The organism is Acinetobacter sp. X9 (assembly GCF_054889255.1).
Genome location: NZ_CM142679.1, coordinates 1,092,445 through 1,119,003, shown reverse-complemented (window position 1 = coordinate 1,119,003; position 26,559 = coordinate 1,092,445). Strand labels below are relative to the sequence as shown.

Sequence of the window (26,559 nt, the reverse complement as noted above, 5' to 3'; positions counted from 1 at the left end):
GTATAAATATTTATCTATTTCATCAACTAATATGCTGAACTTTTAAGCATTAAACATCAAAAATAAATTTTTATTTAATTTATTAAGGGGAAAATATGGCTTTAATATCATGCCCAGAATGTAAGAAAGAAATTAGTGATCAAGCTAAAAGTTGTCCTCACTGCGGTTTTCCTATAGAGAAAATTAGAAATCCCTTTCTTAAAACAAATGCAGCAAGAACAACGCCTCCACCTCTTCCTGATATGTTAAGTCATAAAAGCAACCTTTCCAGCAGCTCACAAGAAACATATTCATCTCAAAAATCAAAGCTACGTACTAAACTTTTTAATCTTTTACTATGGGTTATTATCCTAGGAATTCCCATAATGATCTTCGTTAGTATTGGTACAAATACTCAGAAGAGCGATAAAATTGTAGATAAAAGCAATATATCTTCTGCAAAACCTATTAGTGAATACGCATACAATGATTATACGAAAGATCAATTTCCTAAGCTTTATGCTGAATGGGGAAGTAAATGGGTTCATAAAATTGCTAAGGTAGAAAAAGCAGCAGTACAGAAAATCGCAAATAGTGAAAATAGTTGTGATTCTATAGATTCAGCAGGTATCTCCACCACGAGGAGCGTACCAAAAAAAGAAATTGTTATTTATGTTAATTGTATGAATGGTGAACATTTTTATATTTCAGAAAAGCAAATCAAAGAAGGTCAACCATTACTTTCGCAGGCACAAAAATCCGTAGATGTAGATGAAGCTATAAGTCGGTGTAAACAACTAATTAGAGTTAATGAAACTCATCCCTTATCAATTAAATATGGAAGTGTTGATACTTTTAAAGCTCAAGGAAATGGTAATATTGTAGTAACTGTATTGTATGATTCAAAAAATGATCTAGGTGGAGAACTTCCACATAAGGTGAAATGCTATATTCCTCCAGAAGGAAAAGATGAAATCTCAAAAATAGAATAGATATAAAATGCCCTGAATAGTTAGGGCATTCTTATAAATACAATAAAAACAGAAGTATTTATTTAACTTCCAATCATATTAATTAAATATATTCTTCTTTTTAAATAGAAAATTTAACTATTTATTTTAATTTAAGATTATATTTTAAAATAAAAAAATAGGACTATATTTAATAGTCCTATTTTTCATTTAATCTTTTTTAAATTGATTGTAGTTTTTCGAGGTTTGTAAAAGTTTTTAGATCGAATGTAGCAAATGCTCCACTCCATTTCGGAATATATGGATTAGAGTAGCCATACCCTACTTTCTGATCAATATTTAGTATATTTACTATAAATTGTAAATCTCTAATATTTAATACATTTTTTATTTCTTCAAAATAAGAAGCTCTTTCAGATTTAACAAAAACTCTTAAAGGATAATATCTATCCATTGAAATATAATAAGAAGCATGAGGCCACCAAACTTTTTTATAAAAATCATTATCATGAGTAGATTGTGCTAATGATTTAATATACAGAAATACATCAGCCTCACAAATTTCTTCAAAATTAATAATTTTATTATCACTATAATCCTTTAATAAATCCCCTAAAGGCGAGTAATGTCTTTGCTTTAAATTATTTTTAATAAATTGATCCTCTAAAGGATTAAAAATTTTAAACGTTGTATACTTTTTTTCTGATGAATAACGATGATGAAAATTTTCTGGCACCATATATAGCTCATCCAGAACCTCTTTAAGCTCAATAAATTGCTCATTTTTAATTAAAATTGTTATGAGAGAGAGAAAAATTTGATAATTAATAAAACCAAATAACTCTATATCTGCGATTAAACGCCCCGATTGGATTGGAGCTACTGTTAATAAATTTAGAAGATTTTCAAGAAAACCACGGAAATGCTTAAAAATCTTCGGGTCATTAGAGTGGATACAAACCGCTTCAACAATTTTTTTAAATTCATATAAATGAGGTTGAAAATGTTCTAATTTTTGCTTAAAGACTTCCTCAATTACACTATCATTTTTAGAAATAGCAAATTTAGGTAATTCAGAATAAAGTTTATCTAAATATTGCTTTACCAAGCTACTAGCATTACTTTTCCCCTTCTCAACAGCATCTAATGCCATTTTAAATTGAGTATTTGTAAATAAGATAACCTCATCATCCTCTGCCACAATAAAACTTGGTGCAGCTCCAAGATTTTTTGGCTTTTCATATTTATATTTATCAAATGCCCATCGTACTAACTTTTCATATTCTTCGGCATATTTATCAGAATTCGACAAATCAACATGTAACCTTCCTGCATAAAAAGTGGGCTTAGATACATCAGGTTCTGCAATTACCGCAACAATCTTATTTTTATCTCGTTTACTATAAAGCTCATGAGATAAAATTGTGGATTCTGTGCCCACCCCGCCATGTCGACCATTTGCACGATCTGTATATTTACTATCAATGATCATAATAATTTTTGTTATAGATGGATCGTTAACCATACTTTCCATGAAAGCAATCGGATCATCACCTTCTCGCAGTTCCCATTTATCTAATGCGATATCAATACCATCCTGCATTAAATTTTCAGCAAGATCCAATACCCATTCTTCATGTTCAGGACTTGACCAACTATAAGATATAAATATTTTAGGAATTTGAACTGGCTGCATTTTATTTTCTCTAATCTGTAACTTATTAATAATTAAAGTTGATTTATTATAATATAAAATAATTTATTAAATTTATTTTCTCTTTAATACCTAAGTAATATTGCTCTTTAAAACTAGCTTTTATCGCTTTAAAAAATTTAGAGCCTCCACCATTAAAAAGCTAGCTTTTAATTAAATACCTATATTATCTATAAATCATACAACCAATAAAAAAAGCCCTAAACCATTATAATTTAGGGCTTTTTTAGTCATATAAAGCTATTCGAGTTTATATGACTTTAAATCTTGGTAGGTATATCCAGACTCGAACTGGAGACCTCTACGATGTCAACGTAGCGCTCTAACCAACTGAGCTATACACCTAGAATGGAAAGCATAATATTCATTTTTTAAAAGCAAAACAAGTGATTTGCCATCGAAAAAAATACAAATGAGCAGACTTTAAGCAAACTCTTTTTCATTTTCCAAAAAAGAAAAACGGTACATGGTTTAACCACATAGCGTTTCTTTAGCTGACTATTAATCTCAACTTAACAAGGGCATTTCTTTAAATTCCCACCTGCCGATGGATATCTCGAATCAACACAATGACGATAGAAAGTCGTCGCATCCATTGGTGTTAAATCAGGATGATGAGCTTTCATATGTTCCAGATAAGTTTGATAGTCTGGAACACCGACCATTAGTCGAAAGCTTTGCTGTAAACGCTGCCACAAGGTTGCAATACGCGACCAGTTCTTTGGAGAAAGTAATAGCTCTTTTTGCGAGAGCACTGTCATTTTGATGATTTTCGCAATAATGACAGTTCCATTTTTTGCAAATTTAAAATTCATCATTACTCTCCTCGTGGGGTGACCACTTTCGGATCAGCATATACAGCTGGTGCTTCATGAGCAGTTGGTGTCGGGCTTGCTAACGCACGGCGCACAATACCAATTGCAGCAATTACCATCACAATCGCAACGATCATGAAGAAGCCACAAAGTGCAGCGTTGATTTGATTTGACATCACAATCGTCTGCATTTCTTCAAGTGTTTTTGCTGGTTTAAGAATTTCACCACGCGCAATCGCATCTGAAAATCTATTCGCTTGTGCCAAGAAACCAATCTTTGGATTTTCGTGGAAAATCTTTTGCCAGCCCGCAGTCATACAGGTAATGAACAAGAAAATTGTTGGGAAAATGGTTACCCATACATATTTTTCTTTTTTCATTTTAAATAGAATAACTGTACCCAAAATGAGTGCCATTGAAGCCAACATCTGGTTACCCACACCAAATAAAGGCCAGAGTGAATTGACACCACCTAATGGATCAATCACACCTTGATAGACGAAGAAGCCCCATCCACCTACCGCAACAGCAGTACCTAGCAAATTACCAAAGAATGAGCTTGAAGATTTAACCGCAGGAATAACAATGCCCACAGTGTCTTGCACCATAAAGCGACAAGCACGAGTACCCGCATCGACAGCAGTTAAAATGAATAATGCTTCGAATAAAATCGCAAAGTGGTACCAGAACGCCATCATTTGGCGGCTGTTAAAAATTTCCGAAATGATATGTGCCATACCAATCGCAAAGGTAGGTGCACCACCTGTACGTGAAAGAATCGAGCTTTCACCTACTTCTTGAGCCAACACGGTTAGCATTTCAGGCGTAACGACAAAGCCTAAATTACGCACAGCTTCTGCCGCAGATTCTACAGTTGTACCGAGTACAGCCGCAGGCGCATTAATTGCAAAGTACACACCCGGGTCTAAGACAGTTGCACAGATCATCGCCATAATACCGACGAAAGATTCCATGAGCATGCCGCCGTAGCCAATCACACGAATGTCAGCTTCGTTATCAACGAGTTTTGGTGTTGTACCACTTGATACAAGCGCATGGAAACCAGAAATGGCACCACAGGCAATAGTAATAAACAGGAATGGAAATAAGCTACCTGAGAATACAGGGCCAGTACCGTCAATAAAATGAGTCACTGCCGGCATTTTCAATTCAGGTAATGCAATCACAATACCAACGGCCAAGCCAAGAATGACACCAATTTTAAGGAATGTTGATAGATAATCACGTGGTGCTAACAATAACCAGACTGGTAAAACTGATGCGATAAATCCATAAATTATTAAGCACCATGTAAGCTGTGTTCCTGTTAAAGTGAAAAACTCACCCCAGTAAGGATCTGCTGCAACCTGTCCACCGTAAACAATGGCAAGCATCATTAAGACGAAGCCAATAATCGAAACTTCAGCAATACGTCCCGGGCGAATAAAACGCATGTAAACGCCCATAAACAATGCAATTGGAATGGTTGCTGCAATACTGAAAACACCCCATGGACTATGGGCAAGTGCTTTCACCACAACTAATGCCAGTACCGCAAGGATAATAATCATTACCCCAAGTGCACCAAGCATGACCACAATACCGGCAAAAGAACCGAGTTCTTGTTTTGCCATTTCACCAAGTGAGCGACCGTCTCGACGTGTTGAAATAAATAAAACTAAAAAGTCTTGTACCGCACCCGCCAAAACCACACCGACCAATAACCAGATCGTTCCTGGTAAAAAGCCCATTTGCGCGGCCAAAATCGGTCCGACTAATGGCCCCGCTCCTGCAATTGCAGCAAAGTGGTGACCGAAAAGCACATATTTATTAGTGGGAACATAATCCAGACCATCGGCCAAGCGATGTGCTGGGGTTAAACGTCTTGGGTTTAATTCAAATACTTTAGTTGCAATAAATAGACTATAAAATCGATATGCGATGCTATATACACATGCTGCAGCAAGTACAAGCCAAACCGCATTGACATGTTCACCGCGACTGAGTGCCAGCATCCCAAAAGAAATTGCACCTATTATTGCCACTAGGCTCCAGACCAGCTTGGAGGGAAGCGTAGATTTCGCTTGCATTGTGTCCATTCTTAACCTCTCAATAAATAACTACAGCATTTTTATATTGTTATGTACTGTTTCTCTTAATCCCTGTGACTCTACTCCTCCTTTTTCTTTTTTCCTCTTATACTTTCGCATAAAAAAAGGGATGATTTACATCATCCCTTCGATAATAGTGTATTTTTTAACTATTATGCACGCTCTAAATAATCGCCAGTACGAGTATCTACACGAACGCTTTCTTCTTGCTGAACAAATAACGGAACACGAACAACCGCACCTGTTTCAAGCTTAGCTGGTTTACCGCCACCGCCAGATGTATCACCACGTACGCCCGGATCAGTTTCAACAATTTTCAATACAACGAAGTTCGGTGGGCTTACTGTTAAAGGTACGCCGTTGAACAACATAATTGTACATTTTTCATTTGAATCGTCTTTTAACCATTTGGCAGCATCGCCCATAGCAATTTTGTCTGCCGCGATTTGCTCAAAAGATACAGGATCCATGAAGTTCCACATTTCACCATCGTTGTATAGGTATTCCATTTCAACTTCAACGATGTCAGCTGCTTCTAAAGAGTCACCTGATTTGAAAGTTTTTTCTAATACTTTACCGGTTTTAAGGTTACGTAATTTTACACGGTTGAACGCTTGACCTTTACCTGGTTTTACATATTCGTTTTCCATGATTGAACATGGGTTACCATCAAGCATAACCTTAAGGCCTGCTTTGAAATCATTTGTAGAATAATAGGCCATGAAAGGCACACTCCAAACTTAACAAGTCAACTATGCGATATAATGCGTTGTTGCATTATCTTAATCGTGTCAAATGATAAACTATTTATACCAAGAGCAAAACTGGCAATCTCAACTGAGTGACCTTATTACTGATCCTTCGGAATTGCTAAGCCTACTCGAGTTATCCTCAGAACAGCTATTATCGGGTGCGATTCTGGCTTCTGAAAAGTTTAAATTGCGTGTTCCTCGTGCGTTCGTCGGAAAAATGAACGCTAAAAACCCGCTTGACCCGCTTTTGCTACAAGTATTACCCCATCACCTAGAACTCGAAGAACATCCTGAGTTTGTGACTGACCCATTAGGCGAAGAAGCAGCAAATCAATTACCGGGTGTATTACATAAATATAAATCGCGTTTTTTATTAACCTTGACTGGTGCTTGCGCCGTACATTGCCGTTATTGCTTCCGTCGTCATTTCCCCTATCAAGAAAATTTGCCAAAAAATGAAGATTGGCTAAATATTAAAAACTATATTGAAGCAAACCCGAACATTAACGAGATCATTTTAAGTGGTGGTGACCCGCTTACGCTTTCTAACCGTAAATTAGCACTTTGGTTAGAACGCCTATCATCTCTCAAACAAATCCAGATTCTGAGAATTCACTCACGGGTCCCAATTGTTATTCCTAACCGGATCGACGAACAGCTGATTTCTTTATTAAAAAACAGTAGGCTGCGTATAGTTCTGGTGGTACACTCAAACCATGCTTCTGAACTCGATGACTTTACTTGTTCAAAATTGTTGCAGTTATCTGACCATCACATTACTGTACTAAATCAGGCAGTATTGCTTAAGGGTGTCAATGACTCTGCACAGACGTTAATTGATTTAAGTTATCGTTTATTTGAAGCTCGCGTTATGCCTTATTACTTACATGTTTTAGATAAAGTAAAAGGTGCACAACATTTTGATTTAGAATCATCCAAGATAGATGATATCTATCGTGACGTGTTAGCGAACCTACCGGGGTATTTGGTTCCTAAACTCGTCAGGGAAATTGCGGGCGAAAAGAATAAAACACCGCTTTTTGGGGCTACAACTTTTTGAGTTATATAATAAGTGATGATGAATAATGCGCTGTCGGACATTTTTCACAATCAAACCGAACTCACTCGTGAACGGTTAAGCTTTTGTGAAGCCAATATTAAAGATCTTAATGAATGGGTCACTACCCTTTCTATTATGCAACTCGGTGATACGTCAAAAGCATTATTCACAGCCATTTTAGAACTCAATGAATTAAAATGTAGTGAAACCTTACGTTTCGACCTCATACAAACGCTTCATCCGACCATTAACAATGTACTCGCCAGCCTAGAGAAAAACTTCTTTAACCAAGGCGTGATTAGTACAGATCGTAATGAGCACATTATTGAATTAGCGATGTTGCTCCGCTGCTATTTCGCCAGTATTTATTTAAATATTGCGCAAAATAGTCATGAGCAACTACAGCATCAAAAGTTTTCACTCTTTGCCTATAAGCAAAAAAAGAATTTGCAAACGGCGCGTATCTTATCAACGTTTCATGCCCTGCAACAATTAACCAATCTCCTCTATCAGCAGCATATGCTTTATAGCGAGCCTCTTAAAGGTCAATGGTTAATAGCGCATCAGCTGTATGAAACCGCAGTTCAATACAAATACCATCTCATCAATATCAATCATATTCAGGGCATACAACACCCTTTAGCGAATATTACACAAGCTTATGCTCAGCTGATTTTGCTGGATATTTTAAATACGAACCAGATTCGTCAGTCAGAAATTCAGGCATTATTTCAATGTAGTTTTGACTGGGCAAGAATGATTCATATTTTGCCGAAAGATACCGCGTTAACGAAATATGTGGTCGATCCAAATAAAGACCATCCACCTGTTTATAATACAAAGCGTAGCTCTAACTTTAACCCTAGCATCTTCATCGGTACGCAAGCTTTACTTGAGCATGTCACTGCAACCATGCATAAAAATGCTCAATATATTTCTAAAAATGAAAAGTTTTATTTAAGCCCAGCTTTAAAGTTTCATGTTCAAACGATTTTAGGAACCACGGCTCAACGTCGTCATGAACGTTATGAGTACAATGCAGAGCTCCAAATTTGTTTTGGTTTAAGCACTGCCCATTTCTATCTATCAAAAGCAAAAAACTTTGAAGAAACGCTACAGCTTAACCATAACTATAACTTACAAAGCGAAGCTAAAGTTTTATCCAACTTAGAGAAAAAAGAACAACAAACCAGCTCTTATCAACGCTTAAGTCGTGAAAGTAAAACCATTTATCAAACCACCGTTCTCGATATTAGTGTTAATGGATATCGTATTAAATGGTCTGGCGAAGCACCAAAGAACTTAAGAACTGGTGAATACATTTTAGTTAAAGAAACTTTGCATGGACAATGGCGTGGCGGTGTAATTCGCTGGATTAAACAATCGACCGAAAAATCCCTAGAGTTAGGTTTAGAGATTTTGTCACAAGCCATGTTCCCTTGTTCAGTGCATATTCAAGCTGAGCGTCATACTCGCAATTATCATCCCGCACTACTACTAAAAACACAAAATCTAGAAGAAATACAAAATACGCTTATTTTACCGGGCTCTCAAATTTTTAGAGAGCAACAAACAATTCATTTACGATTGGGGACAGAAGAAATCAAAGTGTATCTACTCAAAGCACAACTCATTACGCAAAGTTTTATTCAATTTCATTTCGAACTTTTAAATGAGCAGCAACAAGGTCTGCTTGATCAGTTCATGATGAAAAAGGGTAATAACTCTAGCACTCAAGATTTATGGGAAGCACTAAAGTGAGAAACTCTTTATTATCTAAAAAGTTAAAACGTACTGAAACACGTTTACTCATTATTGATGACAACCAGCTACGTTATAACCAGATTTTAAATTTATTATTGGGGAATGATTATCAAGTTCAGGCATTATTACTTGATGATTTAAAAAGTTTTGAAAAACAGTTAAATACGCCGTGGGATGCTATTATTTTTGGTCGTGCTTATGACTTAAAAATTGAACAAACTCTCTCCCTCATTCAAGCATCTGAGCAGCCAAATTTACCTGTTTTATTATTACAGCCCGACGATTATCAGCCTCAGCAATATCAGGCTTATATTCAAAAAGGTATCTATGATGTAGTTACATTAGAACCATTAGATTATTTTTATATCACTCTTATTCGGACCTTGTCGTATAGCCACTTATTGCAGACTGAACAACGCCTGACAAATGAGTTAGAAACAATTCACTCCCATACACAAACATTGGTCAACAATAGCCATAAAGCAGTTGCCCTTTTTCAAGAAGGGATGCATGTTAAGGCAAACACAGAATACCTCAACCTTTTTGGATTTAAGCAAGAAGACGAGATTATTGGCCTGCCAATCTTAGATGTTTTACAACCTGATGATTTAAATGTTTTTAAACAAAGATTTAAGAAAATTTCATTAGGCCAATTTGATCAGGCACGTTTTGAAATTCAGAGTCAACATGCAGCAATCGCAGGTAACAATGCTCTAAAACTAGAGTTTATTCCTAGTCAGGAAGAAGATGCCGTACAGTTAACCATTGACTACCAACTGGATTTAAAAACACCTGCAAATACACTTTTTTCAGAAAAGAGTTATGGTGTACAAACGCCTTGGCAACAAATTAATCGACAACTATCGACCTACCCTGCTCAAGCCAACGCATTAATTTTATTTAAATTAAATCAATGCCCAGAGCGAGTATTTCAACAAGATTGGCAAACTCCTGCACAATATTTCAATCAGCTGCACAGTTTCTTAAAAGAACACGCGCAAATGCCGATTTTTAATATCGAACTTGGTGCATATGTTGGCGTTTTACAAGCTGAAAACAGCACAGTCCTTAACTCCCAACTGACTAGTCTGCAAAGTTTGCAAAAAGAGCATTTATTAAAGATTAATGAGCTTAATTACTCGATCCAATTTAAGCTGAGCTATGCCCCAATTACTGAACCTTTAAATGAAGATAGCTTTACAAGCTTACTTGCTCAAACAAGTCAGCAAGAGTTACCTAAGGCGCAGGCAGAAATTGAGTTGGCACCAACCATCGATATTATCGCTCCTGAGCCTGTCAAATCTTCTATATCGCTTGATCTAAGCCTTGAGCAAGTCGATGCTCCTTTGCAATCTTCGTTATTGCAGCAATTAAAGCAGCAGCTAGCTCGAAGTGAAATTCATTTAAAATATCAGCAAATCTACGATAAACACGATCAAGAAACCCATAACTATGAGGTGACTAGCGGTTTTATTAGCGATGAACAATGGTATGACATAAATGACTTGGCTGAATTAAGAGAAGACAGTGAACTTTCTATTCAATTAGATCGCTGGATTTTGGTTGAGGCATGTAAGCAACTACATAACTTTATTACTCAGTACCCGAAAGCTAAACTGATTATTAACCTGAATATTGATATCTTGCTCAAAGATAAATCTTTCCCTGAACTCATTTCGAAATTACTCACTATTATTGGTAGTAAGCTTGAAAGCCCACTGGTTTTACAATTTTCAGAACAAGCAATTCAGCCTCATCTTGCAATTGCTCAGCAACACATAGCTCGCCTGCGTCAACACGGCGCAGAAATTTCGATTCGGGATTTCAGCTCTTCTATGTATAGCGAATCAATATTGCAACAACTAGACGTTCAATATTTAAAGCTGCAATCGAAGAAAACTGAGCTATTAAACTCAGATGATGGCCTAACACGCTTACAAGAAAAGGTTTTGAACTATTTGACTGTAAAACCAGTCGGGATTTTACTTAGTGATCTAGATGATATGAACTTATTTGCAAACGCTTGGAATGTGGAAACGCGTTTCTTACAAGGTCGCTATTTCCAGAAAAAACTTGATCGACTAACAGACGTACAAGACCAATAATGGTCTTGTACTGAAAAACAAAAAACGGGCATAAAGCCCGTTTTTTGTTTCGTGTTGCAGTATTAACGCTTGATAGAGCGAGACATACCAGCAAAACGTTGTTTGAATTTGTCGATACGACCACCAGTGTCTACATTCTTTTGCTTACCAGTGTAGAATGGGTGGCAAGCTGAACATACGTCAAGGTAGATAGTTTCTTTACCTAAAGCAGAACGAGTTTCGATTACGTTACCGCAAGAACAAGTTGCAACTAATTTTTCATATTTTGGGTGAATATCGGCGCGCATCGTCGATTACTCCTAATTGGAAGAAAGGCTTAAACTGTCATCGCAATTGATCACTCTCAACTTAAGTTGAGGACAGGCTCAAAATGAGCAGATCAACACCACAACAGACCATTCTTTTGGCCCACCGAAACCTCTAGGGTTAGAGCTAAGCACAACAAGTGGGCAACATTATACGTCAAATAATTTTCTTTTGCGAATTAATCTTTCGATTTAGCCCAGTAATTTGCAATCACGCCACACACCATTAATTGGATTTGGTGAAAGATCATAATAGGCAAAACGATCATGCCTAATGGTTGGCCAATAAATAAGATTTGCGCCATCGGAACACCACTTGCCAAGGTCTTTTTAGAGCTACAAAAGAAAACCGTAACTTGATCTGCTCGGTTAAAACCTAAAGCACGTGGTAGGTAAAGTGCTAATAGCATAATGACTGTTAAGAGCACTGAACACGCAATTGTTAGAATGAGTAAAGTTTTCCAACTTACTTGATGCCAAAGCCCTGCCACTACTGCTCCACTAAATGCGCCATACACCACCATCAAAATCGAGCCTTGATCGAATGCTTTAACAATACTCGGAACTTTTGCCATATAAGGGAAAATATAAGGACGTAATAATTGACCTAAAATAAATGGCACTAACAGTAATAATGTAATTTGTATAATTGAAGTCGTCGGGTCAAATCCATGTTGGCTTTGGCCTAAAATAAAGAAGCTCACCAATACTGGCGTAATAAACATACCAATCAAGTTTGAAAAAGATGCACTGCACACCGCTCCCGCCACGTTCCCTTTTGCAACCGACGTAAATGCAATAGAGGATTGAACTGTAGAGGGTAAAAAGCACATAAATAAAAAACCCCAGTAGAGCTGTTGACCTAACAGAGGTAATAAAATTGGCTTAGCCAACAGACCAATCACAGGGAAAATAAGGAAAGTAAATGCAAAGACAAGTACATGCATTTTCCAATGCAAAATACCTTCAATTACAGCCTCACGTGATAGTTTCGCACCATGCAAAAAGAATAAGATTGCAATTGCGACTGTGGTCAGTGTATTGAAATATTGCGCTGCTTGACCACTGACTGGAAAGAATGTTGCGAGTAGTACCATTCCAACCAATAAAATTGTAAATCGATCAAGCGCCAATAACTTCAGCATAGCCATATCCTATGATTATTTTAGATAAATAAAAAACCCAGTTGATAAATTGACCATTTGGTCAAGCCTTCATCATACTGGGCTAAAAAAATAAAGCTAGACTTTTAAGAACTAATTCTTAAAGCATCACAGTCAATTTTTAGTTATTTGTCGCATTAGCATCTTGTTGAATCAATTCGACTTTATAGCCGTCTGGATCTTCAACAAATGCAATCACGGTAACACCACCTTTCATTGGACCCGCTTCACGTACAACTTTGCCACCACGTGCTTTAATTTCTTCACACGCTTTATAGGCATCGTCAACACCAATAGCAATGTGGCCATAGGCATTGCCTAAATCATAACTTGATGTATCCCAGTTATGGGTAAGCTCAAGCACGGTATTGGTTTCTTCATCGCCATAGCCAACAAATGCTAGTGTAAAGCGCCCTTCTTCATAATCACGCTTACGAAGTAACTTCATCCCTAATACTTCGGTATAGAACTTTAAAGATTGTTCTAAATTGCCTACTCGCAACATTGTATGAAGCATTCGCATGTTTATTCACCTGCCTTTTCTGATTCATGTGTTTGATGATCTCTCAGCAATTTTCCAACCCAAACCACTAAGATCAAGATTGGAATACCAATAAGAGTTGTCATCAAAAAGAACTTTGGGTATCCAATATTACTGACTATGGTACCTGAATATCCACCCAAAAGTTTTGGAGTAAGTGTCATGAGTGAACTAAAGATTGCATATTGAACAGCTGTAAATGAAACACTCGTTAAACTTGAAAGGAATGCAATAAATGCCGCACCAGCCAAACCAGAAGCCAAGTTATCGACAATAATGGCAAAATAAAGCCATAAAGAACTATATGGTTTAATGACCTTACCGCTGACTTCAACTGATTGACCAGAAAGCGGGTCAATATAAGCTACCGGTTCAATATTCACATCAAGTTCACTTGCCACTTTTTGATTTGAGCTAACAGCATATGGATGAGATGCAGAAAGTATTTTTTGTTCGCCATCCATTACAGCTACGTTAAGCTCTTTACTGGTCGATGCCACTAGTTTTTTCGCATCAATAGCAGCACTGAAAACACCTTTTTGATCAGTCATTTTTGCATCAAAATTTTGCCCATCAAGGCTAATGATAATTTTTTGCGTAGGAGTTAATGCTTGTCCAAAGTATTGCCCTCGAACCACAACACTTCCCTCTCCCTCTTTAAGTGAGACCTGATCATTGCCCATAACAGGTAAAATTTGTAGAGGCGATTTAGCTGACTCAGTTGTCAGTAATGGCTGAGTACGTGTAACAGGCGCTACATCATTTGAAGCATAAGCAGCTTTTACTTCAATTTGTTTTGTTCCGCTAAAAGCAGAACTTGGTACTTCTAACTTCCATAACCCGACTTCGTCTGGTTTGACTTGATAGCTGTGTTCACCAACTTTTACATCTACCATATCTAATGGCTGACCAGATTTTACTAGTCCAATAAAAATTAAATTGGTAGAGCTAGCCAAAACAGCACCGACAAACATCAGTTTCATAATGTTGATGCGCTGTGCTAAAAGACCACCTAAGAAACCGCCGACTAAACTAAATAGTACCCCATAGATTTTAACTGCTTCTGCAATTTGCTCTTTACTGAAGTTAAGATCTTGGTAGAACACATTAGAAATAACACCAGCAATAATGTCTGAAATACGGAAGAAACCAATAAGTAGCAACAACACTAATGCAAGTTTGACACCATAGCGTTTAAAGAAATCTAGAATTGGTGCAATCCATGTCTCTTTAGCCATTTGCTGGTTAACCACACCAATTTTAACGAGTAGATAACCTACAAAAATCGCAGCAGCAGTTGCAGTTAAAAATCTTAAAGCCTCTAAACCAAATAACGCAGCACTGTCTTTAATATTGCCAGCTTGTGAAATGGCCTCGGTAACCTGCCCCGAATAAATATAAGTGATTACGAATGAAATAACGGCAATAAAAAATACGAGAACCAAACGGTAGTAATCACTACTCTTATAATTTTTATAAACTCGATTTACAACAGGCTCACGCACAAGTAGGGTCGTGACAATACCCACTAACATAACGCCTGCCATGGTTAAATAAGTCGTTTTCCAAGCTTCGTAAATGTAATTACCTTTAGCAGTTCCCAAGTGGGCAGCTAGAAATAATGCACCCGCTCCAGCCACAATCATGCCAATTCGGTAACCAGCATTATAGGTAGAGGCCAATACCGTTTGCATTTCTGTTTCTGCTAATTCAATACGGTAAGCATCAATCACAATATCTTGGGTTGCTGCCGAGAAGCCAAGTAATACAGCACCTACTGCCATTTGAATAAGATAACTTTGACCTAGAGCAGGATCAGAGAAAGCCATAATACAAATAGCAAGAACGATCAAACACTGTGCAATTAACAACCAAGCTCGTCTTCGGCCTAAGGTTTTAGTTAAGACAGGCACAGGTAACTCATCGATAAGAGGAGCCCAAACGAACTTAAAAGAGTAACCTAGGGCAGCCCAACTAAAAAAAGTGACTGCACTCTTATCAATGCCCGCCTCTCCAAGCCACAAAGAGAGACTAGAGAAAATTAATAAAATCGGAATTCCGGCAGAAAAACCTAGAAACAGCATAATTAATGCACGGCGATCTAAAAATGCTTTAAAAGCCGAGACCCAACCCGAAGCTTGTGTGGTCATTCGTTTTTTATTTTCCATAAATTATAAATGTGCCTATTCAAACCCTTCTTACAATTCCTTTCAAGATTCTTTATGCAATCAATTTTGTTTTGGCGATAAAAACGGCAAGTTTGCTTGATATTTTATGCTAAACCTGTATACCTTTAAGCTTCAACCTTCGTTTTCTTTTGCTGGATATCAACAGTGACACAAAAACTTGATCAAGTGACCATCTCAACTTTATCACTCGCTAAAACAAACACCACAAACGTCACAATAAATGCATTTCCTTCAGCTTTTGAGCAACCTGATATAAAAATGACTTTGGATAAAACAGCTTTAAAACCCGAACAATTAACACATATTCCAGATTTTGAAAAAATTCCAGCTTCTACAAAACGTATAAAACCGCTTAATAACTTTTTAGGGCAAGACCGTGCCAAAGCATCGGTAGAAGCAGGTATTTCTTTACCCTACTCTGGCTATAACATTTTTGCAGTAGGAACAGCAGGCTTGGGTAAACGCACCATGATTAAGCGTTTACTCCAACAACATGCGAAAACAATGCCTACTCCAGATGACTGGGTATATGTCTATAATTTTAAGCAGGCACGCCAACCACTTGCTTTACGCTTCCCTGCTGGACAAGGAACCAAGTTTCAACATGCCCTTCATCAAACTTGGCAAATTATTTTAAAACAGCTTGAACGCCGTTTTAGTGCCGAGACCTATCATAACCGTATTGAGCGTATCCGTGAGGAAACTGGAGATGAGCAGCAACAAGCGCTTGTCGAGTTAACCAAAGAAGGTGAAGAGCTCGATTTAAAACTCATCTCCCGCAATGAAAAGCATGGCTTTGTACCTGTACAAGTAAAAGATGATCAGGTGCAAGAACTCACCCAAACAGAAATTGATGCTTTAAATACTAAGCAACGTGCTGAAATTGCAGCGAATGTTCGCTACATGGATAAAAAGCTCGAGCGTCTTGGTTTGCATTTAGGTGATTTAGAAGATGATGCACGCGACAAAGTCTCTGTGTTGAATCGAGACATCGCGACTCAAGTGGTTAAGCCACGCATGGATTTGATTTTAAATAAATATGGTCAAGTCAAAGGCCTTGAAGATTATTTAAAACAATATGCTCAAGATGTAATTAATAATGTTGAACTCATTTTAGAGCAAGAAGAAGACGACTTTGCTCCGGCAATGTTCAATCGTGTGCCTGCACGTTATCAGGCCAATGTAATTGTCTCAAACAAACCAAACAGTGGTGCACCGGTTATTTTTGAAGATTTCCCAACCCACTACAATTTGCTTGGTCATGTTGAACAACTTACTCACAACGGCACAATTACCACAGATTTCACGCTCATTCGTCCAGGTGCTCTACATCAAGCGAATGGTGGCTTTTTAATGCTTGAGGCCGAGCAATTACTCGAACAGCCTTATGCATGGCAAGGTTTAAAGCGCGCCTTAAAATCAGGCCAACTCAAGCTTTCTTCTCTTGAACATATGCTGACGTTAACAGGCTCTATCTCGATAGAACCTGCTGCTGTTCCGCTTGATATTAAAGTGGTTCTTATGGCAGAACCTGAAATTTATTATGAAATTTTAGAAGTAGAACCAGAGCTTGGTAGCGTATTTAAAATTCGTGCAGATTTTACCGATACATTACAACGTAATGACGAAAATGAACAAGCCTACATGCAGCTAATTGCTGATTATGTACAAGCGGATAAATTACTTCCGTTTGATCGTAGTGCTTTAGCAGCTTTACTTACCGACTCAAGTCGTCAGGCAGAAGACCAAAGCTCACTGTCATTACATGCTTCAACTTTGGGCGACCTCATTCGAGAAGCACATCACCATGCTTTTAAAGCCAATGAAAAGCTTGTAACTGACCAGCACATTAACTTGGCACTACAACACAGACAGTATCGCTTAGGCTATTTAAGAGAGCTTTACTGGCAAGATCTGTCACGTGGAACTCAGTTAATCGAGACTTCTGGTCATCGTTTAGGTCAAATCAATGCCCTCTCTGTTATTCACTATGCAGATGTTGAGTTTGGTTTACCTTCACGTTTGACTGCATCAGTTTATCAAGGCGGCGGCGATATTCTTGATATTGAGCGTAGTGTAGAACTTGGCGGTTCACTGCATGCCAAAGGCGTATTGCTCATGTCTAGCTTCTTGAAAGCTCATTTTGGTCGTGAACAGATTTTACATTTCTCTGCTGCTCTAGCCTTTGAACAAAGTTATGGACAAGTGGACGGCGACAGTGCCACAGTTGCCGAGCTTTCTGCATTAATTTCAGCAATTAGCCAAATACCAATTGATCAATCATGGGCAATTACGGGTTCTATGAACCAGTTAGGCCAAGTTCAACCAATTGGTGGTGTAAATGCAAAAATTGAAGGCTTCTATGATGCTTGTAAATTACAAGGTTTAACTGGCAAACAAGGTGTCATTATTCCACGTCAAAACATGCAGCATTTGATGTTACGCCAAGATGTAATTGATGCGGTACAAAGTGGTCAATTCCATATCCATGCAATTGATACGATTGATCAGGCGCTTGAGATTTTAATGGCCCGCCCTGTCGGTACTCTCGACAAAAAAGGTAAGTACAGTAAACACTCTATTTATGCTGCTGTAATGGAGCAACTCGAATATTGGCAAGCCATTGAAGATGGCGCAGAAATTGAAGAGGAGCCAAAGAAGAAAAAGAAAAATAAGAAAAAAATTAAGAAGCATGAAGAACTTACGGCGGAAGATCTGCCGCAAGAAAGTGTAGAAGAAGTTGCAACCTTAAAACAGAAGTAATAAAAAAGGGCCTGTCAAATACAGGCCCTTTTTACTTTTAGAGGCGCAAAATTAGCGAACGATTTGGATCGCTCGTCCTCCTGCTAACTGACTAAAATATTGTTTAAGTGCTTCAACACAGCGCTGAATTTTCATTGGCTGTTGGTCATGCTTGGCAACTTCTGCATACAAAGTAAAAGTTGGTAATTTCCAATCTGGCATGAGTTCAATCAAAGAACCATTTTTTAACTCTTTTTGAGCATCTAAATATAGAATTCTTGCAATACCATGTCCTTGCTGACATAGCGCTTTTGCAATTTGTAAATTATTGCTCTGCAAACGGCTTTGCATTTCAATATTAAGTGTTTCACCTGTTTTTACATGTTGAAAATTGAAATGACGCGCGTCATTCATGACATTAATTGATAATAATTCATGATCTCTTAAATCATTAGGATGCACAATTGGACTAGATTGATTCAGATAACTTGGCGAAGCTACTAAAATCTGATCGACAAAAGCCATCGGAATGACAGAGCTGCTTTCTTCTACTGGCGTAGAACTCATGCGTACTGCAATATCAATTCGCTCTTCAATTAAGTCGATATAACGATGCCCAACTTCAAAATGCACAGATAAACCGCGATGAGCTGACATCCAGTGAGATAATGCAGGAATAATGTGCTGAACTGCTAAATCAGGAGTTGTTGCTATACGCAAATCCCCAATTAAGTCATCCCTCAACTCATTAATTCTGATTTTTCCCCTTTCAGCCGCCGCCAACATTTCTTGACAGCTTGAAAAAAAAGCCTGTCCGGCTTCTGTCAAACTAAGTTTACGAGTGGAGCGATGTAATAGAATTACATCCATTTCATGCTCGAGGGAGCGAATCTGCTGGCTCACTGCACTTGTTGTAATTCCTAATTCACGTGCCGCACCACTGAATGAACTTTTTTCAACCACACAAGCAAAAACACCCATCGCACGAAGCTGATCTAACATAGGTTTCCTCAAATCTAATTCTAAATTTATAAAAAAATGCTTATTGTTGTAATGAAAGCAACCAATTATATTATACGAGGAAACCTAAGTTTTATGCATTAGCTATTTTGGTAAAAGATTTATAGGATTAATTGGTTTTCCATCCAAACGGATTTGGAACTCAAGCATGACCTGTGAAGCCCCAGTAGAGCCCATCTCGGCAATTTTTTGTCCTGCAGTTATATTGTCACCGCTTTTTACAAACATCTTGCTATTGTGGGCATACGCACTGATATATCCGTCAATATGCTTGATTAAAACCAGATTTCCGTATTCTTTTAAGCCATCAGCTGCGTAGACAACTTGACCATCGGCTGCGGCATAAATAGGGTCGCCCTGATTTCCACCATAACGGATTCCCTTGACATTATTTGCCAAATTAAACCCTTGAATCACTGGTCCATTATTCGGTTTTATCCAACGTAAGCTAGAATTTGGTGCAACTGAAGTCACTGTCGTATTCGTTGACGGTGCGGTCGTTGTAGGCTGAGTTACTGGTGTAACAGGTTGTGTGGTTGGTAGAGCAATGGTTTGACGTTTGATTTGCTCAGGTTGAGCCATGACTTGCGTAGATACTGTTCTTGGTGAAGAACCTTTCTTCAAACGCAAAGACTGATTAACATAAATACGATATGGCGGAGCAATATCATTCATTTCGGCAATACTAATATAGTCGAGGCCATAACGCATTGCGATACCACTTAAAGTATCACCTGAACGAACTGTGTAATAGTTAGGAGCCATTGCATAGCGAGAACTATTATTAATTTGTGGTTTAGAAGCACACCCTGCCATAGCAACCGTAAAACCTACAGCCACAGACAACAACATAATTTTCATTATTTTGTCTTTTTGGATATGCACTCTGCTTTGTTGCCCAATTAAATGCATTGATCTCCCTCACTAAATGCTACAAATCATTTCGGCTAAGAGTACCAAAAAAGTAAGAGGAAACACGTTCCTCTTTTTCTTTATTCACAAAGTTATAACATTCGAGGCGAATTATTGACTCAAACTGATCTGTAAATCTTCTAAAACAGCGTAATTTGTTGCATCCATTTGAATAGGAGTAACACTTACATAACCGTTTGCAACGGCAAAGAAATCAGATTGAATCTGGCTAGAAACACGTTGCGGATCTGTAACCGCCTCACCTGCTAGACCAATCCAGTAAACTTGACGGCCTCGTGGATCGACATGACTGGTAATAGGCTTAGATTGAGCACGGCGACCTTGATATGTAATCTGCGCCCCTTTTAACTGCGGCACGTCAGGAATATTGATATTAAAGATATGTCGCGGAGGCAAAGCTGGTAATCCGCTTGCAATAAAATCATGTACCCATTTAGCAGCCTGAGCATAATCTTCTTTATTGTTATAGGCACGCACATCAGGACCCGCTAAAGACACAGCGATTGCAGGTTGTTTCATTAAACGGCCTTCAAATGCAGCACCGACTGTTCCCGAATATAAAACATCATCACCTAAGTTCGCGCCACTATTGATTCCGCTCACGACCAAATCGAACTCAAAATCAAACAAACCATTCATGGATAAATAAACACAATCTGCTGGTGTACCGTTTACTGCCCAGACATCCTCGGCAATTTGAATGGGGCGTAATGGTCGATCTAATGTTAATGCACTTGAGAAACCACTTCTTTCACTTTCTGGCGCAACCACAACCACGCGTCCAAGTGGTCTTAATGCTTCAGCTAAAGCCTGTATACCTGGCGCAAAAACACCGTCATCATTCGCAATTAAAATATTCACTAAAATCTTTCTCTACAAATAAACCTAAAGGTTTTCACAATTGAATTATTTGTTGAATTATATATATTTATGCCTCCATAGCATTATAAAATTGTGAAAAAATGAAAACTTTCGCTCCTTTTTTTCAGGTATTGGGGATCAGTATCACATTGTGTACGCAAGCGGTTTTTGCAGATGAGGATATCTCAACACAAGAGGCTGATAGCTTAATTAAAGATGACATTGCCGCAACGCAAGTTTTGCAGGAAATCTGCCCAGCTTTCGTCGGACCAAATAAAAAACTTGAGTCAAACGCGCAAAAGATTATTGCGATGTATTTAAGTGGTTATTCAAATAAATCAATGACCTTAGCAACTCTACAAAACGATGCTGAATTTAAAACTTTATTAAATGAAGCACGTCTTGCGGCAAAACAAATGGATCATCATGAGCAACATGAGCTCTGTGAAGAGATCGTTAATTATAAAGAATAGATCTTACTCTCTTGTGATATAGAGACTTATTCATTTTGGGTTTTCTGTTTGCCCTTAAGCAGAAAACCAACATAACAATACATTTTTTTCATTTTTTTAAATTCTAAATTGGTTAAGCTAACGGCATATTTAGAAATTTTATTTTGGGTTATCGATGTTTATGAAGAAAAGCTTAGTTCAATCGCTCTCTTTGGTTTTACTTATGAGCATGGCAACAGCTGGTTTTGCTGCTGATAAGAAGAAAATAACTGAAAAGAAAACCGAAAATGAAAATGTTGTTGAAGTGACTCCACAACAAGGCACGACTCCTGAAGAATTAGCTGCAATTCAAGTGCTTTCTGAAATTTGTCCAAGTTTGATTGGTAAAAAAGACGCTGATTTTGCTCAAGGCTATGAACGTTTAGTTAAAGACTACCTACCAAATGAAACTGATGCTGTTTCTGCATTAGAAAAACGTAGTAAAGACAAAGGCTTCAAAAAATACTTAAAAGAAGCACGTAGCGATGCGAAAGCTGCTGGTGATGAACAAAACACATTAGTTTGCCAAGACGTGAAAGCATATCAATCGCAAAACTAAATTAGTAAAAAACTCTTGAGTTACAATACTGTTTGAAAAAGCCGACTTCTCCCGTAGAAGTCGGCTTTGCTTTATCCTAAAATGCTAGGCTCTTCTGCTTCATACAAGATATTGGAATTACCTAGAATGACTCGAAAAAGCGCTATTGCTGCACTACTCCTCTTACCAAGTTTTTCTTATGCAGCAACTGTCTTATCAGCTCCGCCAGAATTAAATAATAAGTCTTATGTATTAATGGATTATGAGACAGGGCAGATTCTCGCTTCTAAAAATGAAAACGAAAAGCTTGCACCTGCGTCTATGACAAAAATGATGACAAGCTACATCATTGAACAAAAATTATTAAAAGGTGAACTAACTGAAAATGAGCAGGTTCGTATGAACGAGTCTGCATGGTGTAAAGGAAGTAGCTCTGAATCATGTATGTATGTTCCTTTAAACGGTACAGCGACTGTTCTAGAAATGCTCCGCGGTATTATTATCCAGTCAGGTAATGATGCATCAAAAGCAATGGCTGAACATATTGCCGGAAATGAAGGCACGTTTGCTCATATGATGAATCAGGAAGCAAAACGTATCGGCATGGTGAATACCCAGTTTATTAACTCGACTGGTATGCCAGCTGAAGGTCACTATTCAACTGCAAAAGATATGGCTGTGTTAGCACAACATATTATTAAAGACAGTTCAAAATACTATCCAATTTACTCTGAAAAAGAATTTACTTTTAATGGTATTAAACAAGGTAACCGTAATGCCTTGCTTTACACTGACCCAAGTGTAGATGGTTTAAAAACAGGTCATACAGATGAAGCGGGCTACTGCTTAACTACTTCTAGTAAACGCGGTCCAATGCGTTTAATTTCAGTGATTTTTGGTACTCCAAGCATGTCTGAACGTGCAGACCAAACGCGTACGTTACTGGCTTGGGGCTTTGCAAACTTTGAAACTGCAAATGTTCAACCAGCCAATCAAGTTCTTGCAAAAGCAAAAGTTTGGTTTGGTAAAGAAGATGAAGTTCAAGTCGGTTTGGCTGAAAACTTTAGTGTGACTATGCCTAAAGGTAAAGCTGATGGCATTAAAACTCAGTTAGTCGTTCAACCAAACCTAAATGCGCCGCTTCAAAAAGGTCAAGTTGTGGGTAAACTTGTTGCTAGCCTAGATGGCAAAGTAATTGCTGAAAAGCCGTTAGTTGCATTAAAGCCAGTTGAAGAAGCAGGTTTCTTTGCTCGTTTAATCGACCATATCAAGCAATTCTTCAGCAACTTATTCTAATTTTTGAATAGTTGAATTAAGCACTCATGCTATTTAGCCTGAGTGCTTTTTTATTTTATAATTCGACTAAATTTTATTTTGATACTACTCATGGCAAAGAACATTCGTCCTTATCTTGAACACCACCCTCAAGTAGATACAACCTGTTATATCGATGACATGGCTGTTGTGGTTGGTGACGTTAGCTTAGCTGAAAATGTTTCTGTTTGGCCTTTTGCAGTCATCCGTGGTGACGTAAATAGTATTCAAATTGGCAAAAACAGTAACGTACAAGACCATTGTATGTTGCATGTTAGCCATAAAAATGATGCCAAACCGAATGGCTCACCTCTGATTATTGGTGAAGATGTAACGGTTGGACACCATGTGACTTTACATGGCTGTACCATCGGTAATCGTGTTCTCGTCGGAATCAACACCGTTATTCTAGATGACGTAATTATTGAAGATGATGTGATGATTGGTGCTGGAAGTTTAGTTCCGCCTCGCAAAGTCTTAAAAAGCGGTTATCTCTATGTAGGAAGCCCTGTACAACAAGTGCGACCACTGACTGAAAAAGAACTGGCGTTTCTACCTTATTCAGCAAGACATTATGTAAAAGTGCAAAATAATCATAAAGCTGCACAAGCAGATAAAGATTAATTATCCATCTTGTTTGTGAGTATTAAAAATTCTGATTTTTAAACGATATGGTTTTTGCCGTATTGCTCATATCGTTTAGCAGATCACCGTAGCCAAAAACCCCTAAATTTCGTATTATACGTCTTTTAAATCATGGTGCTTTTTTATGGCCGCATGGACTCCTCATGTCACTGTTGCTACAGTCGTAGAAAAAGACGGACGCTATCTATTTGTTGAAGAGCATAGCGAAGGTTTTGTACACACAGTATTTAACCAACCTGCTGGTCATGTAGAATGTGGTGAGTCATTAACAGAAGCTGCCATTCGAGAAACACTTGAAGAAACAGGCCATCATATTGAAATTGATGCCTTGCTTGGTATTTATACTTATACCCCGCCAATGTTTCCCGATCGTACTTATTACCGCTTCTGTTTTCTAGCGCATGTGACTCAAGTTGAAAGTGATCCTCAACTCGATACAGGTATTGTCGCGGCTGTGTGGATGACACCCGATGAACTTAAAGAATCTGCCCGTGCCCGTAGCCCTCTTGTGCTAAAAGCAGTTGAAGATGCTTTAAAAGGCCACCATTATCCTTTATCGCTTATTTATGAGCACCCCTTCTCTCCCTCATTAACTTCTCATTTGGATGCCTAGTCCTATGCAACAACGTGTCATCGTCGGTATGTCTGGTGGTGTAGACTCTTCTGTTTCTGCAGCACTTTTACTTCAACAGGGTTATCAAGTTGAAGGTCTTTTCATGAAGAACTGGGAGGAAGACGACGGCACGGAATACTGTACGGCAATGGAAGACTTAGCTGATGCCCAAGCGGTAGCTGATAAAATCGGTATTAAGCTGCATACAGCAAACTTTGCTATGGAATATTGGGATCGCGTGTTTGAACTTTTCCTAGCTGAATATGCTGCTGGTCGTACACCAAACCCAGATATTTTATGTAATAAAGAAATTAAATTCCGCGCATTTTTAGATCACGCCATGACTTTAGGTGCAGACTTTATCGCAACTGGTCATTACGCACGCCGTGGTGAAACCGCATATAACTCTAAAGGCGAAGCATATGCGCCATTATTACGTGGTGTAGATAACAATAAAGACCAAACCTATTTCTTACATGCCGTTCATGGTAGAGAAATTAATAAAACATTATTCCCAGTAGGCGAAATCGAAAAACCTGAAGTTCGCAGAATTGCTGAAGAACTTGATCTTGCTACAGCCAAGAAAAAGGACTCAACAGGAATCTGTTTTATTGGGGAACGTCGTTTTAATGACTTCCTTAAACAATATTTACCCGCTCAGCCTGGGAAAATTGTACTTGATACAGGTAAAGAAGTTGGTGAACATCACGGTCTGATGTACTATACGCTCGGTCAACGTGGTGGAATTGGTCTAGGTGGTTTGAAAGGTGCAGCGGAAGGTGCATGGTTCGTACTACATAAAGATCTTGCCAATAATCGTCTCGTTGTTGGTCAGGGACATGAACACCCACTCATGCAAAGTACTCAACTGTGGAGTGAGTCAATTGACTGGGTAGCTGGTGAACAAAATATTCCAGTTGAAGGATTACGCTGTACAGCTAAAACGCGTTATCGCCAACCTGATCAGGCATGTACAATTTTTATTGATGAAAACACTGAACACGGTGTTCGCGTTGAGTTTGATGAACCACAGCGTGCTGTTACACCGGGTCAAAGCGTTGTATTTTATTCAGATGAAGTTTGCTTAGGCGGGGGTGTCATTCACCATACAAATGCCCCTACACCAAATTTTATTTAAGGGAATGAATGGCATGGTGGAGTTACCATTTCAACAATCACAAGCCTTGAATGTTCGACAAAACCGTGCCCTTGCCTTGGCTGGGGTATTTCAGGCCACCCAGCTCACCCATATGACAGCAATGACGGGTCAGCAAAGTATTGGTGAAAGTGGTAACTTCTATTTTGAACTATTAATCAAAGCAAGTTTAAATATTCGCCCTACAGTCAATAATGGTGTTCAAACTTTAGATTTTTTTAATCAGTTGGCAGATATTTCTTTAGGGCTTAAAACACTCGAAAATTGTATTACTCAACCTTTTACAAACATGCCTAAGTCTCGCCTTCCCAAAATGGGCACGGCTAAATTGCCAATGTCTTATGCGATGTCGCTTTTACAGTTAGAAAAAAAGGTTTATAGCAATCCTGAATATGTCGCAATCATCGAGAAAGCTCAGCAGAAAATTTTAAAACAGCTGTCTTTTTTTGATAATAACTACCTACACCCAAGCATTTTAGCCAATTTGGCTCAAACTTATGTTGATACGGCTGGGCAGATTAACCCACGAATTTTAGTTCGTGGTAATGCAGAAGCATTTAAAGATACCAACCATACTAACCGCATCCGTGCTTGTTTGTTTACTGGCTTACAAATGGCCCATTTATGGCGACAACTCGGCGGTAGTTCATGGAACATGATTTTTAGCAAACGTAAATTGCTACAGGATATTCAAGCACTTGCTCGTTTACAGTACCAAGTCGTTTAAGACTATAAACGAGATTTTTTTAGTTTTATGTTTATTCCAACATTAAGGAA

Annotated in this window: 23 protein-coding genes and 1 tRNA gene; 12 read left to right on the top strand and 12 right to left on the bottom strand. The window is 38.1% G+C overall.

Translation table 11 applies throughout. The features are described 5' to 3' along the window. The first annotated feature begins 95 nt into the window (after positions 1 to 95). Entirely contained in the window at positions 96 to 971 is an 876-nt protein-coding gene (locus ACYU0V_RS05340) for a zinc ribbon domain-containing protein (RefSeq protein WP_420286273.1), read from the top strand. A 199-nt stretch (positions 972 to 1,170) separates the two neighbouring features. On the opposite strand, the gene ACYU0V_RS05335 is transcribed toward ACYU0V_RS05340, so the two are convergent. The 5 genes from ACYU0V_RS05335 to efp all read right to left on the bottom strand — a co-directional run bounded on the left by ACYU0V_RS05335 (position 1,171) and on the right by efp (position 6,312). Then, on the bottom strand, positions 1,171 to 2,646 hold the full coding sequence (locus ACYU0V_RS05335; RefSeq protein ID WP_461849306.1) for a toll/interleukin-1 receptor domain-containing protein: 1,476 nt from the start codon (positions 2,644 to 2,646) through the stop codon (positions 1,171 to 1,173). A gap of 286 nt (positions 2,647 to 2,932) precedes the next feature. Continuing rightward, positions 2,933 to 3,009: transfer RNA gene (locus ACYU0V_RS05330), tRNA-Val, on the bottom strand. Positions 3,010 to 3,176: 167 nt separating this feature from the next. Continuing rightward, a complete protein-coding gene (locus tag ACYU0V_RS05325; protein WP_000980869.1) occupies positions 3,177 to 3,482 on the bottom strand; it encodes a YbdD/YjiX family protein in 306 nt (101 codons plus the stop codon). Then, a complete protein-coding gene (locus ACYU0V_RS05320) occupies positions 3,482 to 5,578 on the bottom strand; it encodes a carbon starvation CstA family protein (protein WP_005068001.1) in 2,097 nt (698 codons plus the stop codon). Before ACYU0V_RS05320 ends, ACYU0V_RS05325 begins: the two co-directional genes overlap by 1 nt. Positions 5,579 to 5,742: 164 nt before the next feature. Then, a complete protein-coding gene (gene efp, locus ACYU0V_RS05315; protein WP_002118666.1) occupies positions 5,743 to 6,312 on the bottom strand; it encodes an elongation factor P in 570 nt (189 codons plus the stop codon). 73 nt (positions 6,313 to 6,385) lie between these two features. Between efp and epmB the strand changes: the two genes are divergently transcribed. The 3 genes from epmB to ACYU0V_RS05300 are packed head-to-tail and all read left to right on the top strand — an operon-like array spanning position 6,386 to position 11,271. After that, the gene (epmB, locus tag ACYU0V_RS05310) at positions 6,386 to 7,402 is read left to right on the top strand and encodes an EF-P beta-lysylation protein EpmB (protein ID WP_005067999.1); all 1,017 of its coding nucleotides are present in this window, start codon (positions 6,386 to 6,388) and stop codon (positions 7,400 to 7,402) included. Positions 7,403 to 7,417: 15 nt separating this feature from the next. After that, entirely contained in the window at positions 7,418 to 9,163 is a 1,746-nt protein-coding gene (locus tag ACYU0V_RS05305) for a GTPase (RefSeq protein WP_461849908.1), read from the top strand. Beyond that, positions 9,160 to 11,271, top strand: coding sequence for an EAL domain-containing protein (locus ACYU0V_RS05300; RefSeq protein WP_461849305.1), 2,112 nt, complete (start codon positions 9,160 to 9,162; stop codon positions 11,269 to 11,271). The genes ACYU0V_RS05305 and ACYU0V_RS05300 overlap by 4 nt, the downstream gene beginning before the upstream one ends. A 62-nt stretch (positions 11,272 to 11,333) precedes the next feature. Here the strand turns inward: ACYU0V_RS05300 and rpmE are convergent, their stop codons facing one another. From rpmE to ACYU0V_RS05280, 4 genes are all read right to left on the bottom strand, one after another. Beyond that, positions 11,334 to 11,558, bottom strand: a complete 225-nt coding sequence (rpmE, locus tag ACYU0V_RS05295) for a 50S ribosomal protein L31 (protein ID WP_001200845.1) — start codon at positions 11,556 to 11,558, stop codon at positions 11,334 to 11,336. 197 nt (positions 11,559 to 11,755) lie between these two features. After that, positions 11,756 to 12,727 carry a bile acid:sodium symporter family protein gene (locus ACYU0V_RS05290; RefSeq protein ID WP_080749848.1) on the bottom strand — a complete coding sequence of 324 codons (972 nt, stop codon included), beginning with the start codon at positions 12,725 to 12,727 and terminating at the stop codon, positions 11,756 to 11,758. A 133-nt stretch (positions 12,728 to 12,860) separates the two neighbouring features. After that, positions 12,861 to 13,262, bottom strand: coding sequence for a lactoylglutathione lyase (gene gloA, locus ACYU0V_RS05285; protein WP_005067992.1), 402 nt, complete (start codon positions 13,260 to 13,262; stop codon positions 12,861 to 12,863). A 2-nt stretch (positions 13,263 to 13,264) separates the two neighbouring features. Then, a complete protein-coding gene (locus ACYU0V_RS05280; RefSeq protein ID WP_329760273.1) occupies positions 13,265 to 15,448 on the bottom strand; it encodes an AmpG family muropeptide MFS transporter in 2,184 nt (727 codons plus the stop codon). Between the two features lie 165 nt (positions 15,449 to 15,613). Here ACYU0V_RS05280 and ACYU0V_RS05275 point away from each other — a divergent pair, with 165 nt between their 5' ends. Further along, positions 15,614 to 18,232, top strand: coding sequence for a Lon protease family protein (locus tag ACYU0V_RS05275; RefSeq protein WP_461849304.1), 2,619 nt, complete (start codon positions 15,614 to 15,616; stop codon positions 18,230 to 18,232). Positions 18,233 to 18,283: 51 nt separating this feature from the next. On the opposite strand, the gene ACYU0V_RS05270 is transcribed toward ACYU0V_RS05275, so the two are convergent. The 3 genes from ACYU0V_RS05270 to surE form a co-directional block, all read right to left on the bottom strand. Next, positions 18,284 to 19,213 carry a LysR family transcriptional regulator gene (locus tag ACYU0V_RS05270; protein WP_033847769.1) on the bottom strand — a complete coding sequence of 310 codons (930 nt, stop codon included), beginning with the start codon at positions 19,211 to 19,213 and terminating at the stop codon, positions 18,284 to 18,286. A gap of 102 nt (positions 19,214 to 19,315) precedes the next feature. Beyond that, complete coding sequence (locus tag ACYU0V_RS05265; protein WP_033847771.1) at positions 19,316 to 20,143, bottom strand: peptidoglycan DD-metalloendopeptidase family protein; 828 nt, start codon at positions 20,141 to 20,143, stop codon at positions 19,316 to 19,318. Between the two features lie 111 nt (positions 20,144 to 20,254). After that, complete coding sequence (gene surE / locus ACYU0V_RS05260; protein WP_002118784.1) at positions 20,255 to 21,025, bottom strand: 5'/3'-nucleotidase SurE; 771 nt, start codon at positions 21,023 to 21,025, stop codon at positions 20,255 to 20,257. Positions 21,026 to 21,126: 101 nt separating this feature from the next. On the opposite strand from surE, the gene ACYU0V_RS05255 reads away from it, so the two are divergent. From ACYU0V_RS05255 to hflD, 7 genes are all read left to right on the top strand, one after another. After that, positions 21,127 to 21,498, top strand: a complete 372-nt coding sequence (locus ACYU0V_RS05255; protein WP_039759430.1) for an MCR_0457 family protein — start codon at positions 21,127 to 21,129, stop codon at positions 21,496 to 21,498. A gap of 154 nt (positions 21,499 to 21,652) precedes the next feature. After that, positions 21,653 to 22,075, top strand: coding sequence for an MCR_0457 family protein (locus ACYU0V_RS05250; protein ID WP_461849303.1), 423 nt, complete (start codon positions 21,653 to 21,655; stop codon positions 22,073 to 22,075). Positions 22,076 to 22,201: 126 nt separating this feature from the next. After that, positions 22,202 to 23,350 (top strand): D-alanyl-D-alanine carboxypeptidase PBP5/6, encoded by a 1,149-nt coding sequence (gene dacC / locus ACYU0V_RS05245; RefSeq protein WP_002118558.1) that lies wholly within the window; start codon positions 22,202 to 22,204, stop codon positions 23,348 to 23,350. Between the two features lie 90 nt (positions 23,351 to 23,440). Then, positions 23,441 to 23,992 carry a gamma carbonic anhydrase family protein gene (locus tag ACYU0V_RS05240; RefSeq protein ID WP_161282502.1) on the top strand — a complete coding sequence of 184 codons (552 nt, stop codon included), beginning with the start codon at positions 23,441 to 23,443 and terminating at the stop codon, positions 23,990 to 23,992. Positions 23,993 to 24,137: 145 nt separating this feature from the next. Next, the gene (locus ACYU0V_RS05235; protein WP_068563297.1) at positions 24,138 to 24,626 is read left to right on the top strand and encodes an NUDIX hydrolase; all 489 of its coding nucleotides are present in this window, start codon (positions 24,138 to 24,140) and stop codon (positions 24,624 to 24,626) included. 4 nt (positions 24,627 to 24,630) lie between these two features. Next, the gene (mnmA, locus tag ACYU0V_RS05230; RefSeq protein ID WP_005073282.1) at positions 24,631 to 25,764 is read left to right on the top strand and encodes a tRNA 2-thiouridine(34) synthase MnmA; all 1,134 of its coding nucleotides are present in this window, start codon (positions 24,631 to 24,633) and stop codon (positions 25,762 to 25,764) included. Between the two features lie 13 nt (positions 25,765 to 25,777). Further along, the gene (gene hflD / locus ACYU0V_RS05225) at positions 25,778 to 26,509 is read left to right on the top strand and encodes a high frequency lysogenization protein HflD (protein WP_068563452.1); all 732 of its coding nucleotides are present in this window, start codon (positions 25,778 to 25,780) and stop codon (positions 26,507 to 26,509) included. Positions 26,510 to 26,559 lie beyond the last annotated feature (50 nt).